The sequence below is a fragment of the Rhodococcus sp. GA1 genome, assembly GCF_024321955.1.
Lineage (GTDB): Bacteria > Actinomycetota > Actinomycetes > Mycobacteriales > Mycobacteriaceae > Rhodococcus > Rhodococcus pyridinivorans.
Genome location: NZ_CP097186.1, coordinates 2,193,815 through 2,206,096, shown reverse-complemented (window position 1 = coordinate 2,206,096; position 12,282 = coordinate 2,193,815). Strand labels below are relative to the sequence as shown.

Annotated in this window: 14 protein-coding genes and 1 tRNA gene; 9 read left to right on the top strand and 6 right to left on the bottom strand. The window is 68.8% G+C overall.

Annotated features, from left to right (window positions below; translation table 11 throughout):
- Positions 1 to 99: 99 nt before the first annotated feature.
- Together M3330_RS10360 and M3330_RS10355 are read left to right on the top strand one after the other, a co-directional pair.
- Positions 100 to 1,119, top strand: coding sequence for a hypothetical protein (locus tag M3330_RS10360; RefSeq protein ID WP_033097952.1), 1,020 nt, complete (start codon positions 100 to 102; stop codon positions 1,117 to 1,119).
- Between the two features lie 169 nt (positions 1,120 to 1,288).
- Positions 1,289 to 1,804 (top strand): putative glycolipid-binding domain-containing protein, encoded by a 516-nt coding sequence (locus M3330_RS10355; RefSeq protein ID WP_006552542.1) that lies wholly within the window; start codon positions 1,289 to 1,291, stop codon positions 1,802 to 1,804.
- Here M3330_RS10355 and M3330_RS10350 read toward each other — a convergent pair.
- Together M3330_RS10350 and M3330_RS10345 are read right to left on the bottom strand one after the other, a co-directional pair.
- Positions 1,801 to 3,147 (bottom strand): amidase, encoded by a 1,347-nt coding sequence (locus tag M3330_RS10350; RefSeq protein WP_255028677.1) that lies wholly within the window; start codon positions 3,145 to 3,147, stop codon positions 1,801 to 1,803. The two genes, M3330_RS10355 and M3330_RS10350, sit on opposite strands and share 4 nt — an antisense overlap.
- A complete protein-coding gene (locus M3330_RS10345; RefSeq protein ID WP_019290313.1) occupies positions 3,135 to 4,079 on the bottom strand; it encodes a prephenate dehydrogenase in 945 nt (314 codons plus the stop codon). Before M3330_RS10345 ends, M3330_RS10350 begins: the two co-directional genes overlap by 13 nt.
- A gap of 66 nt (positions 4,080 to 4,145) precedes the next feature.
- On the opposite strand from M3330_RS10345, the gene M3330_RS10340 reads away from it, so the two are divergent.
- The 4 genes from M3330_RS10340 to M3330_RS10325 all read left to right on the top strand — a co-directional run bounded on the left by M3330_RS10340 (position 4,146) and on the right by M3330_RS10325 (position 6,374).
- Positions 4,146 to 4,706, top strand: coding sequence for a tRNA adenosine deaminase-associated protein (locus M3330_RS10340; RefSeq protein WP_255028676.1), 561 nt, complete (start codon positions 4,146 to 4,148; stop codon positions 4,704 to 4,706).
- Positions 4,707 to 5,183 carry a nucleoside deaminase gene (locus tag M3330_RS10335; protein WP_019290311.1) on the top strand — a complete coding sequence of 159 codons (477 nt, stop codon included), beginning with the start codon at positions 4,707 to 4,709 and terminating at the stop codon, positions 5,181 to 5,183.
- A 46-nt stretch (positions 5,184 to 5,229) separates the two neighbouring features.
- Positions 5,230 to 5,320 (top strand) — tRNA-Ser (locus M3330_RS10330).
- 250 nt (positions 5,321 to 5,570) lie between these two features.
- Positions 5,571 to 6,374 carry an alpha/beta fold hydrolase gene (locus tag M3330_RS10325; RefSeq protein WP_041803945.1) on the top strand — a complete coding sequence of 268 codons (804 nt, stop codon included), beginning with the start codon at positions 5,571 to 5,573 and terminating at the stop codon, positions 6,372 to 6,374.
- On the opposite strand, the gene M3330_RS10320 is transcribed toward M3330_RS10325, so the two are convergent.
- On the bottom strand, positions 6,328 to 6,948 hold the full coding sequence (locus M3330_RS10320; RefSeq protein ID WP_235367229.1) for a hypothetical protein: 621 nt from the start codon (positions 6,946 to 6,948) through the stop codon (positions 6,328 to 6,330). The two genes, M3330_RS10325 and M3330_RS10320, sit on opposite strands and share 47 nt — an antisense overlap.
- 68 nt (positions 6,949 to 7,016) lie before the next feature.
- Positions 7,017 to 7,814: an SDR family oxidoreductase gene (locus M3330_RS10315; protein WP_255028673.1), complete on the bottom strand. Its 798-nt coding sequence runs from the start codon at positions 7,812 to 7,814 to the stop codon at positions 7,017 to 7,019.
- A gap of 77 nt (positions 7,815 to 7,891) precedes the next feature.
- On the opposite strand from M3330_RS10315, the gene M3330_RS10310 reads away from it, so the two are divergent.
- Positions 7,892 to 8,386, top strand: coding sequence for a metallophosphoesterase (locus M3330_RS10310; RefSeq protein ID WP_006552534.1), 495 nt, complete (start codon positions 7,892 to 7,894; stop codon positions 8,384 to 8,386).
- Between the two features lie 63 nt (positions 8,387 to 8,449).
- Here the strand turns inward: M3330_RS10310 and M3330_RS10305 are convergent, their stop codons facing one another.
- A complete protein-coding gene (locus tag M3330_RS10305) occupies positions 8,450 to 8,992 on the bottom strand; it encodes a TetR/AcrR family transcriptional regulator (RefSeq protein WP_219129831.1) in 543 nt (180 codons plus the stop codon).
- 98 nt (positions 8,993 to 9,090) lie between these two features.
- Between M3330_RS10305 and M3330_RS10300 the strand changes: the two genes are divergently transcribed.
- Both M3330_RS10300 and M3330_RS10295 read left to right on the top strand, forming a co-directional pair.
- Complete coding sequence (locus M3330_RS10300) at positions 9,091 to 10,635, top strand: MFS transporter (RefSeq protein ID WP_219130420.1); 1,545 nt, start codon at positions 9,091 to 9,093, stop codon at positions 10,633 to 10,635.
- 9 nt (positions 10,636 to 10,644) lie between these two features.
- Positions 10,645 to 11,331 (top strand): YceI family protein, encoded by a 687-nt coding sequence (locus tag M3330_RS10295; RefSeq protein WP_200359234.1) that lies wholly within the window; start codon positions 10,645 to 10,647, stop codon positions 11,329 to 11,331.
- On the opposite strand, the gene M3330_RS10290 is transcribed toward M3330_RS10295, so the two are convergent.
- Positions 11,312 to 12,259 (bottom strand): sterol desaturase family protein, encoded by a 948-nt coding sequence (locus M3330_RS10290; RefSeq protein WP_006552530.1) that lies wholly within the window; start codon positions 12,257 to 12,259, stop codon positions 11,312 to 11,314. The two genes, M3330_RS10295 and M3330_RS10290, sit on opposite strands and share 20 nt — an antisense overlap.
- Positions 12,260 to 12,282: the final 23 nt, after the last annotated feature.

The following is a 12,282-nucleotide window of genomic DNA, read 5'->3' as shown; positions in this document are numbered from 1 at the left end:
GCCACACACAAGATTGGGGAGTCGCTCCGCGCAGGCGCCGCGCCGCCGAATCCGGAGGAAGAACCCGAGGAGAACCCGAGCCGGATAAGCTCGCGTGCCATGACAGCGGTGCGGACCCGTTCCCGTTCTCGGTTGTTGCGGGACACCGCGTCGTCCGCGCAGGTCGAAGCACTTCTGATCATCACGGTCGCGACCATCCTCGTCACCCGTCTGTACCTGCATCTGACGGGCTATCCGCAGGTCGGCGGGTCGGTCCTGCACATCGCTCACGTGCTGTGGGGCGGTCTGCTCATGGTCGCCGCGCTGATGGTCTCGTTGACCTTCATCGGCAGGGCGCCCGACCGCATCGCGGTGCTGCTCGGCGGTATCGGGTTCGGTCTCTTCCTCGACGAGGTCGGCAAGTTCGTCACGAAGACCAACGACTACTTCTACCGACCCTCGGTGGCGATCATGTACGTGGTGGTCGTGTTGCTGCTCGTCGTCAATCGAGCGGTGCACCTCCGTCGCGGGCCGTCGCCCGACGAGTATCTCGCCAACGCCGCGCTCACGGCGACGGACGGGCTCGCCCACGGCCTGACCCCGACCGATCGCGACCAGGCGCGAGTGCAGCTCGAACGCGCACGTGAGGGTGGAGTCGATCCCGAGGTCGTCGAACAGATCGATCTCCTGCTCGCCCGGTGCCGGGAGGTACCATCGCGCTTCTCGTGGGTGTCGCTCCGGCTGCCGGAGCGACTGCGAGGTGAGCGCAGCGTCCGCGTCGCGGCAGCCCTGCTCACCGTTTTCTCCGTCGGCATTCTCCTCAATGCCGCTGCGACCTTGGAGGAGGATCTCGCCGCGCGGACGAGCAACGTGGTGACCGTGATCCAGCTCGTCGGCTCCGGCGTCACCGTCCTGCTGTGCGTGGTGGGATCGGTGGGTTTGTGGCGCAGGCGGAGGTGGGCGATCCGTGCGCTCCGGACGGCCGCGTTGATCACCGTCTTCTTCGTCGACGTGCTGGAGTTCGCCGTCCAGGAGTTCGGGGCGCTGCTCAACGTCGCCGTGGGCGCCGCGGCGCTGTCGGTGTTCTCACACCACCTGCGTCAGATGTCCCGGCACGAGGCGTTGCCGGACACGGCGTGAGCAGGTGGGCCCGCCGCAACCGTGTTGTGGACGAATCACGGCACCGCTGCCCACCGTGTGCGCTTCGTCGCATACCGTATAGACCGTGAGCACCCCAGCCTCTGACGCCACCGGTTCCGCGTCGACGTGGCCCGCGCTACTCACGTGGCGTGCGGCCGATGCGTCTCGGATGGAGTCGGTACGAGTACAGCTCTCCGGCCGCCGCATCAAGGCGTCCGGTCGCATCGTGGGTGCGGAGTGCACCGACCATCCGGCCTTCAGCGCGTCGTACGACCTGGTGACGGATGAGAACGGTGTCACCCGCCGATTGTCGGTGCGCACCACCCTCGCTTCGGGCGAACGGCACATGTCCCTCACCCGGTCCGAAGAGGGCATCTGGATGTCCGACAACGGCATCGACCATCAGCGGTCCACTTTCGGCGGGGCGTTGGACGTCGATGTGGTGTTCAGCCCGTTCTTCAACGCCCTGCCCATCCGCCGGCACGACCTGCAGGCCGGAGCCGACGACGTGGAGGTGCCCGTCGTCTACGTCAACCTCATCGATCTCAGCATCGAGGAGGCGACGGTCGTCTACAGCAGTGCGTCCGACGGCATCCATGTGCTGTCGCCGCGCTCGTCGTCGTCGGTGACCGTCGACGAGGACGGCTTCGTCCTCGAGTACCGAGGACTCGCCTCCCGCATCTAGGGCTGTCCCGACGCCTCCACCGCCATCGCCACGGCGAACGCGGCCGATTCGGCGGGGTGGCTGCCGTGCCCGTGCGTGCCGCCGGTGAGGCCGACGATCTGGAGTCCGACCGGCGACGACCCGCCGTCAGGAGCCGGCACCGACAGGGCCGGGACACCGAGGACGCTGAACGGGATACACATCTGCAGCAGCGGTGCGCGCAGCTCGACGGGATCGCTCGTCAGCGGCGCCGAACGCACGCCGGTAGTGACGGTGATCAGCGCGTCGAGCTTGTCCACGGTGCGGAGGCGGTGCACGACGTCGTGACGTAGTCGCGCCACCGCCCGGGCCGCGTGGATGTATTCGTAGGCCGGCCGGTCGCGTTGCGCGGCGAGCAGAGCGGCCGTCGGAGGCTGGTAGCGGTCGGGATCGGCTTCGAACCACGCGCGATGCGTCTCGTATGCTTCCGAGCCGGTGACCACGGGATACAGCTCGAGCATCTCGTCGGTCTCGGGCAGTTCCACGTCGACGACGCGGGCGCCCAGATCCGTGAGGGTCCGGCACGCCGTCTCGACGGCCTCGTCGAAGACGGGTGACAGATCCCAGATGCCGCCCCGCAGGCGTCCGATGCGCAGTTCGGAGACCGGGGTGCGCAGGTGCGCGATGCCCGGAAGGGCGCCCCACGCGAGTGAGGCGTCCAGAGCGTCGGCGGCGAGCAGACCGACGTGGTCGAAGGTCGTCGACAGCGGGAACACGCCCTGCTCGGGCAGGGCACCGAAGCCCGGCTTGAATCCGACGATCCCGCACAGCGCCGCCGGGGTACGGACGCTGCAGCCGGTGTCGGTTCCCAGCGCGACGGGCACGACGCCCCTCGCGACCAGCACTGCGGAGCCCGACGACGAACCACCGCTGATCAGGTCCGGGTTGCGGGGGTGGGGGGCCGCGCCGGACACATTGATCAACCCGGTGGGCCCGTAGGCGAACTCGTGGAGATGGGTCTTCGCCACCACGATGGCTCCGGCTTCGCGGAGCTTCTCGATGACGCGAGCGTCGCGCCGCGCGGGAGGCGCATCGGCGAGGACCGCGCTGCCGCAGCGGGTAGGGAACCCGGCGACGTCGATGTTGTCCTTCACCGCGACCGCGACGCCGTGCAACGGGCCGATCCAGTTCCCGGCGGCGATCTGCTCGTCGGCGAGGGCTGCGGCTTCGAGCGCCGCCTCGTCGTTGCGGGCGGCGACGGTGTTCCCCCAGGGGGTCCCGACGAGGGCGTCGAGTTCGGCGAGAACCGAGCGGACGTGTTCGGTGGGGGTCGTCTTGCCGGTGGTCAGCGCCGAGGCGATGTCGCGGAGGTTCATCGTGTCCACACTCCACCGCGTCGTCCGGCCTCGCGGAACGCTGCGATCCAGCCCTCGTCGCCGGGCTGCGTGCCGACGATGGGGTCGCGACGGCGCTGTTCGTAGCGGGTCCGAGCCGCGTGACCGGCGCGGGTGAGTTCGGAGGTGCTGCGGTCGGCCAGTTGCTCCCGGGCCGTTCTCAGCACCTCGAGTGTCTCGTCCAGCGCGACCAGCAGGGCTTCCGCGTTGCCTTCGCACATCGCGTCGACCAGGGCCGGGGCCGTCGCGGCGACCCGCGTGCCGTCCCGGAAGGAGCCGGCGGCGAGACCGAGTGCGAGATCGCCGCCTCCGGCGCCCGAGAGGGCCAGCGCTTCGGCGAGGAGATGGGGGAGATGGGAGACTCGCGCGACCGCCGCGTCGTGCTCCCGGGATTCGGCGGGCACGACGACGGAGCCGCAGTCGAGCGCGAGGTCGGCGACCTGCCGCCACACCTCGGGATCGGTGCCGTCGTCGACGGTCACCACCCACACCGCGTCGCGGAACAGGTCGGCGGTCCCAGCGGTCCAGCCGGACTCCGCCGTACCTGCCATGGGGTGTCCACCCACGAAACGCCGCGACAGGCCGTGAGCGGCGACGGCAGCGGCCACTTCCGCCTTGATGCTCACCACGTCGGTGAGCGCGACCTCGGGGGCGTGCTCGGCCACCGCCTCGAGGATGCTGCCCACTGCCGGCATCGGCACCGCGATCACCACCAGGGCGCTGGTGTCGGCTGCGCGACGCAGCGTGGCCGTGAGGTCGGTGGACGCGTCGAAGCCGTCGGCGACGGCGGCCTCCACGGCCTGCGACGACCTGTTGTAACCCCACGCCTGCCTTCCGGTGGCCGCGGCGGCGCGCAGCAGAGAACCACCGATCAGACCGAGGCCGAGGACACAGACGGGCGGGGAAGAGACGGCTGAGGACACCTCATCAGGTTGGCATATCCCGTGCTGGGCTTCATTCACCGGACGTGGCCGACTACCGTTGCGCCCATGGCTGCACAGCGTGTAGGGAACAAAAGCCCTTCCGTGACCCAGAGCGGGAACCCCGCCGGGAATTCGAGCGACGACCTCGACGGCTTCGCCGTCGCCGTGACGCGGGAGGAAGGTCGTTGGAAGTGCCGGGTGTTGTCCGGTGCCGCACTGACGAGTCTCGATACCGCAGTGACCGAGTTGCGGGAGCTGAGAAGTTCCGGCGCAGTCTTCGGTCTGCTGAATGTGGACGACGAATTCTTCATCATCGTGCGTCCCGCACCTGCGGGAACGAGGTTGCTGCTGTCCGACGCGACGATGGCCGTCGACTACGACATCGCCGCCGACGTCCTCGATGCGCTGAACATCGAGATCCCCGATATCGAGCCCGACGAGCTCGACGACATCGAGCCGTGGGAGGAAGGCGACCTCGGCATCCTGGCCGACATGGGTCTGCCCGAGCCGGTGCTCTCGGTGATCCTGTCGGAGACCGACCTGTATCCCGACGAGCAACTCGACGAGATCGCCCAGCGACTCGGTTTCGACGACGTCCTGGGTAACACCCTGGACAAGCTCCGTTAGATGGGGCTGCGCGACGACGAGGCATTGATCCGGGTCGCGCTGGAGGCCGCCGCTGCCGCGCCCGCCGGTGACGTACCGGTGGGCGCGGTGGTGTTCGGGCCGGACGGCACCGAGATCGCGCGAGCGGCGAACTCCCGCGAGGCCACCGGCGACCCCACAGCGCACGCCGAGGTGCTCGCTCTGCGCGCGGCAGCGCAGGTCTACGGCGACGGATGGCGTCTCGAGGGCGCAACCCTTGCCGTGACCCTCGAACCCTGCACGATGTGCGCGGGAGCGTCGGTGCTCTCCCGGGTATCGCGGGTGGTCTTCGGGGCGTGGGAGCCGAAGACGGGCGCCGTCGGGTCGCTGTGGGACGTGGTGCGCGATCGGCGCCTCACGCACCGTCCGGAAGTGCGCGGTGGTGTGCTCGAAGCCGAGTGCGCGGCCGTGCTCGAGGCGTTCTTCCGGGAACATCGAGGGCCGGCTTCGGAGCTGTGACCAGGCGATTTCAGGATGAGGCCTGCAATCCGCTAGAGTCGTCAGCGGTGGCGTGACCGAGCGGCCGAAGGAGCGCGCCTCGAAAGCGCGTGACGGGTAACCCCCGTCCGTGGGTTCAAATCCCACCGCCACCGCCAGAGAGCCCCTTACCTGTTAGTGCAGGTGAGGGGCTTTTCTCATGCCTGCAGGTCGCCAAGGCCGGGGTCCGAAGCATCCGCTACGGCTTTTGCTATCCGCCGCGGCAATTGCTGTGGCGGATAGCGAACTTGATTGCGAGTGGACTGCGGAGTCGACGAAGCGCCCGAGGGAGTGTGGGTCGGGCTACCTGCATCCGCCCAGGTCTTCCGATAGGTTCGCGCCTGCATGCTCGCAATCGGAAGGGGAACTGTGAATCGCGTCTGCTCGACGATCGTCGGACCCGCCGAATCCGACGTCCCGCCGGCCGTTCTCGTGCACGGGGTGCTGGCCTGGGGAGACGACGAGACCTACGGATTCGGTCGGCAGCGGCCCTTGGGGGCGTCACGTCGGCTGATCCTGATGGACCGCCGCGGGCACGGCGACTCGCCGGATCTCGACGGGGCCCATCGCACCGACTACGAGGTGGACGCCGCCGACATCGTCGAACTGCTCGGTGACGGCGCCCATCTCGTCGGACATTCGTACGGTGCGGTCGCAGCGATGCTCGCGGCGGTGGAACGGCCGGACCTGGTGCGGTCGCTGTGCCTGATCCAGCCCGGGTGCCTGAAGGTTGCGGAGAGCGAACCGGTGGTCGCCGAGAACCTCGCCCGCGCTCGCGCGTCCCAGGTGACGCTCCCGCCCGAGCTCACTGCGGAGGACTATCTGCGTCTCATCACGGAGAGCGTCGGCATGCCGCCGGCGGAACCCACCCCGAAGCGACTACGCGCAGCGGCGACGTCGATGCGGGAGAGACCGTGCTGGGACGCCGACATCCCCCTCGAGTCGCTCGCGGCGGCGCCGTGGCCGAAGCTCGTCGTCGTCGGTGACTGGGCGGGCGCACCCGACGAGTACAAGCGGCTGGCGGGAGATCCGCTGACGGTCACGGCGCGGGTCGTCGCCGACCGGATCGGGGGAGAACTGCTCGAAGTTCCCGGTTTCTACCCGCACGTCCAGCAGCCGGAACGAGTCAACGAGGCGCTCGAGGAACTGTGGAGTCGGGCCGACGCCCGGTGACGAGAGGTCGGCCGACGGCGTCGGCGGCCATCACGGCGAACATCCACAGCCCCGCCGCGACACCGGCGACGGCTGCCACGGCAGGCGATGCGAGACCTCCTGCCAGACCGACGATTCCGATCACCAGCATTCCCCAGCCCATGACCCGGAACATCGCGCGGCCGAAGGCCCGTGCGAAGGGAACGAAGTGCGCACCGACGACGCAGACCACCCACGCGACCGTCAGTTCCGAACGATCGAACAACGCGAGAAGCCTTGCGCCACCGACGATCAGCACGACCATGGCCGCGACCGACACGAGGTAGATCGTCGATGCCTGCTTCGAGGGCGGCTCCAACTGCTCGAAACTCCGCGGTCGTATGAGCACGGCCCAGACGAAAACAGCGATGGCGCAGAACCATCCGACAACGACGATCCAGGTCCACGGTGATCCCAGAGCGGCACCGTTCACGAGCATGAAGGCCGACGCGCCACCCGCGCCGATCAGCGCTCCCCACACCTCGGGACGATGGGTCGCTCGGTAACCCCTCGCCGTTCCCGGCCCGAATCGCTCCGCAGGCGGTGTCGTGCGCATCCAGTTCCCCATTCCGAGTCGACCACCGATCCGCCGGTGGACGCTAGCGGATGGGCGGCCGGTCGTCGTCAGAGTTCGCGCCAACTCCCGTCGTTCATGTCGTGTCCGTGCGCGGCCATCAACATGAGGCCGCCGTCGACGGGGATCGAGCGCCCCGTCAGGTACGACGAGCGTGGGGACGCGAGGAAGGCGACGACGGAGGCGACCTCGTCGACGTGCCCGGGACGTCCGGTGGGGTTGCCCGGTCGCTCCTCGTGGAAGGCCTCGGATTCGTCCATGCCGGTCATGGGCGTGGAGATCTCACCGGGAGCCACCGAGTTGACCGTGATGCCGTAGCGGGCCCATTCGAGGGCGAGGCACTGCGTGAGCATGCCGAGGCCGGCCTTCGCCGTGCAGTAGGCGGAGGCGCCGTAGCGGGGGATGTGCTCGTGGACGCTCGTGATGTTGACGATGCGGCCGCCGCCCCCGGAGTCGATCATGTGTCGCGCGGCGCGTTGGGAGCACAGGAACGGGCCGTCGAGGTCGGTGGAGAGCATCTCCCGCCACCGTTCGAAGGACAGGTCGAGCACCTCGTCGCGGTGTCCGGTGCCGGCGTTGTTCACCAGCACCCCGAGACCGCCGAGCTTTCCGGTGAGTTCGTCGATCACATCGGCGGTGTCCGGGCTGGTCAGGTCCTGTCGGGCCACGAAGCACCGCTGTCCGCGCTGTTCGACCCCGGCGCGGGTGTCCTCGGCCCCGGCCTCGTCGGTGTGGAAGGTGATGCCGACGTCGAACCCCTCGGTGGCGAGCAGTTCGGCGGTCGCCTTGCCCATGCCGGAGTCGGCGCCGGTGACGATGGCGAGTCTGTCGTGAGCTGGAGTGGTCATGCGTCGTGGTTACCCATGAGCGCCCGCGGCACACTGCGAACCCACGGCAGACCGTGACCCCACGGCAGACTGGGGCCATGCGACTGCTGCTGCTCGCCGACACCCACGTACCGACGCGCGCCCGCGACCTGCCGTCGCAGGTGTGGGACGAGGTGGCCCGCGCGGACGTGGTGATCCACGCGGGCGACTGGATGGACGTGACACTGCTCGACGCGCTGGAAGAGCGGTCCCGGCAGCTGGTCGCGTGTTGGGGCAACAACGACGGTCCGCTCCTGCGGGAACGGCTGCCGGAGGTCGCGCGGGTGACCCTCGACGGTGTGCGCGTCGCGGTGGTGCACGAGACCGGGGCGTCGACCGGGCGCGACAATCGGATGGCCGCGGCCTATCCCGACACCGACGTCCTCGTCTTCGGCCACTCGCACATCCCCTGGGACACGACCGCGCCGAGCGGATTGCGCCTGCTCAACCCGGGTTCACCCACCGACCGGCGTCGGCAGCCGTACTGCACCTACATGACCGCGACCATCGACGACGGCGTGCTCCGCGACGTCGAACTGCATCGGCTCGGGTGAGGGCGATCGAAGGGGAGGTTGTGTGCGTATTTTCGCGAACGGACGCACGCAACCTCCCCGAACTCAGTCGCTCGGGCCGATCAGTTTCCGCACGACTTTCAGGAGTTCGTCGACGTCCTCGGGCGGCGTCGTGCTTGTCTCGCCCGACATGGCGGCGCCGTAGTAGAGCCCGTCGCCGATGAGCATCACCGCTCGTGCCGCAGCGGGATCGGTGACCTCGTCGGACAGTGCCTCGAACCAGCCCTGATGGATGCGGCGCAGCGCCTGCTGGGCGCGCGGGTTCGCGGTCTGGCTCAGGCGGGTCAGGGCGACGATGGCCCGGTCGAGCGGGGTGTCGGCGAAGACCGAGGTGCGGATGTAGTAGGTCGCCGGTCCTTCGGGAGCCGTGCGCATCAGTTCGGCGTCGTCGGCTGCGAGTGTCTCGAGGTGTTCGGCGAGAGCCGCGACGAGGGCGTCCTTGGACGGGAAGTGATAGAGCAGACCACCTTTGGACACGTTCGCCGCCGCGGCGACGGACTCGAGTGTCGCGGCGCGCTCGCCCTGCTCGAGCAGGATCGTCACGAAGGCGTCGAGAAGTTTGGCGCGGGCGGCAGGGGCAGGTGGCACGGCCCGATCGTACGACGTGGTTACTGTACCGTCCAGCTGGTACAGTAACGACGGTTCGATTCCTCTCTCGCGAAAGTTCGATATCCGTGGCGACATCTGTGCCTGTTTCGGAACCCACCGTGACGAAGGCGGCTCCTCGGGACTGGGTCGCGCTCGCGGTACTGATGCTTCCGGTGCTGCTCGTGTCGGTCGACAACACCGTCCTGGCCTTCGCGCTGCCCGGGATCTCCTCCGCGCTGCAGCCCACCGCTGCGCAACAGTTGTGGATCATCGACATCTACCCGCTGGTGCTCGCAGGTCTGCTGGTGGCGATGGGCAGCCTCGGCGACCGCATCGGGCGACGCCGCCTGTTGATCATCGGCGCGACCGGATTCGCCGCCGTCTCGGTCGCTGCGGCCTACGCACCTTCCGCGGAACTGCTCGTGACCGCCCGCGGTGCACTCGGCTTCTTCGGGGCCATGCTCATGCCGTCCACGCTGTCGTTGCTGCGCAACATCTTTCTCGATGCCACCCAGCGCCGTCTCGCCATCGCGATCTGGGCCTCGTGTTTCGCGGCGGGCGCTGCACTCGGGCCGATCATGGGCGGATTCCTGCTCGAACATGCCTGGTGGGGCTCGGTCTTCCTGTTGGCCGTGCCGGTGCTGATCCCGCTGCTCGTGCTCGCGCCGATGTTCGTCCCCGAGTCGAAGGACCCGAATCCGGGCCGCATCGACATCGTGAGCATCGCGCTGTCACTGCTGGCCCTTGCGCCGATCGTCTTCGCGATCAAGAAGATCGCGGACAGTGGCCTCGGTGCCGTCGCCGTCGTTCCGGCCGTGGTCGGTGTGGTCGCGCTCGTCGCGTTCGTGCGCCGGCAGTTGCAGCGCCCGAACCCCATGCTCGACGTCCGTCTGTTCCGCGTGCCCACCTTCTCCGGTGCCGTCGCGGTGAACCTGCTGTCCGTCGTCTCCCTCGTGGGCTTCCTGTTCTTCGTGTCCCAGCATCTGCAACTCGTGATCGGACAGAGCCCGATGGAGGCCGGACTGAGCCTGGTCCCGGGACTGGCGGTGATGGTCGTGGCCGGGATGTCGGTCGTCGCGCTCGTGCGGTGGGTGCAGCCGTCGTCGATCATCGTCTGCGCGCTCCTGCTCTCGGCGACCGGCTACGCGCTGGTGTTCCTGCTCGCCTCACCGTCGGCGCTCACCCCGATCATCGTGGCGTTCGCGGTCCTCGGCGCGGGTATCGGTGCGGCGGAGACGCTGTCGAACGACCTCATCGTGTCGAGTGTCCCGCCCGCGAAGGCCGGTGCCGCGTCGGCGGTGTCGGAGACGGCCTACGAGATGGGTGCCGTGCTCGGTACGGCGATCCTCGGGTCGGTGCTCTCCGCGTCCTACACTGCGCATCTCCTGCTCCCTGCCGGGCTGAGCACGGAACAGTCGGAGGTTGCTCGGGAGACGCTCGGCGGCGCCCACGCCGTGGCCGGGAACCTGCCCGCCGACCGGGCCGACGCGTTGCTCGCCGCAGCAGGATCGGCGTTCGACAGCGGCGTCACGATCACCTCCGGGATCGGGGTGGTCCTCATGATCGCCTCCGCCGGAATCGCGTGGCTCACGTTGCGCCCCCGCAGTGACGTAGCACCCCACACGGAATCCGACATCGTTTAAATTTGCAGGATGCGGAAACTGGTGTGGGTGCTCGTCGCCGTCGTGGTCGTGGCGCTGCTCGGCTTCTTCGTCGCCCCATGGGTATACGGGACGTTCATCGCCGAGGACGACGCGCCCGCCGCGTCCGTCTCGACCGAAGGTGCCGAAGCCGCGACCGGTGAGCTCGACGGGGAGTGGACCGTCGTCGAGGGTGCCGAACCCAACCGCACCGCCGCCGGCTACACGGTGCACGAGATCCTGCGCGGGGCCGACGTCACCGTGGTGGGCAGCACCGATCAGGTCTCCGGTTCGGCGACCATCACCGACGGCACCCTCGAGGCCGCCGAGGTCGTCGTGCAGGTCGAGGGCATCACCACCGACAGTGGCCAGCGCGACGGCCAGTTTCGCACTCGGGTGATGGACACCGCGGCGCACCCGACGGCGACGTTCGCCCTCACCGAGCCCGTGGATCTGACGTCCCTGCCCGACGACGGCAGCATCGGTTCCGTCACCGCGACCGGCACGCTCACCCTGCGCGGCGCCGAACGGCCCGTGACCGTCGACGTCGACGTCCTGCGCACGGGTGAGCGTCTCGTGGCGTCGGGGAGCATCCCCACCACCTGGACCGATTACGGCGTGGAGCCGCCGAACCTCGGATTCGTGACGGTCGACGGCGCGGGCAGCGTCGACTTCCTCGTCACGTTCGAGCAGAACTGACGTTCTCGGTCTCCTCCTCGTGGGTCTGTTTCGGCGCCCAGCCGGGCGGGCCGAAGGCGTAACCGAGCTTGTCGCGGAACGTCCCGGCCGTACGCCAGTCGCGGGCGATCGCCCGGTACTCGTGCGTCTGCAGGTCCCAGATGTTGTACGTGCCGACGGGCTTGGTGAGCCCGTAGGTGGGCCGGTGGTCCTCGGCCTTGAAGGTGCCGAACATCCGGTCCCAGATGATGAGGATGCCCGCGTAGTTGCGGTCGAGGTAGTCGGGATCGGAGCCGTGGTGCACCCGATGGTGCGAGGGCGTGTTGAACACGAATTCGATCGGGCGGGGGAGCGTGCCGACCCGCTCGGTGTGCACGAAGAACTGGTAGACGAGGCTGACGGAGAAGCCGACGAAAACCATCCACGGTGGGATGCCGATCAGGGGGAGCGGCAGCCACATGATGATCTCGCCGCTGTTGTTCCACTTCTGGCGCAGCGCGGTCGCGTAGTTGAAGTACTCGCTCGAGTGGTGCGCCTGGTGGGTCGCCCAGACCAGGCGGACGCGGTGCGCCATCCGGTGGTACCAGTACCAGAGGACGTCGATGCCGACGAGCAGGATCACCCACGTGTACCAGGCGTCGGCGGGCAGGTGCCAGGGTGCGACGTAGACCCACAGTGCCGAATATCCGACGAGGGCCAGCACCTTCCATGCGGCGCTCGTGACGATGGAGACCAGACCCATCGAGATGCTCGCGCGTGCGTCCCGCTTCTCGTAGCCGCCGCGCGGGGGGCGGGTGCGTCCGTCGGGGCCCGGCTCGACGTGTTCGAGGGTGCGGGCCGCGATCCATTCGAGGATCAGGAAGGTGAGGAAGGCGGGAATCGCCAGGGTCACCGGATCGTGGAGGGGGTCGAGCAGCGACCCCCACGATTCCTGCAGGGTTTCCCACATCGCAACGACCTCCGATAGCTGTG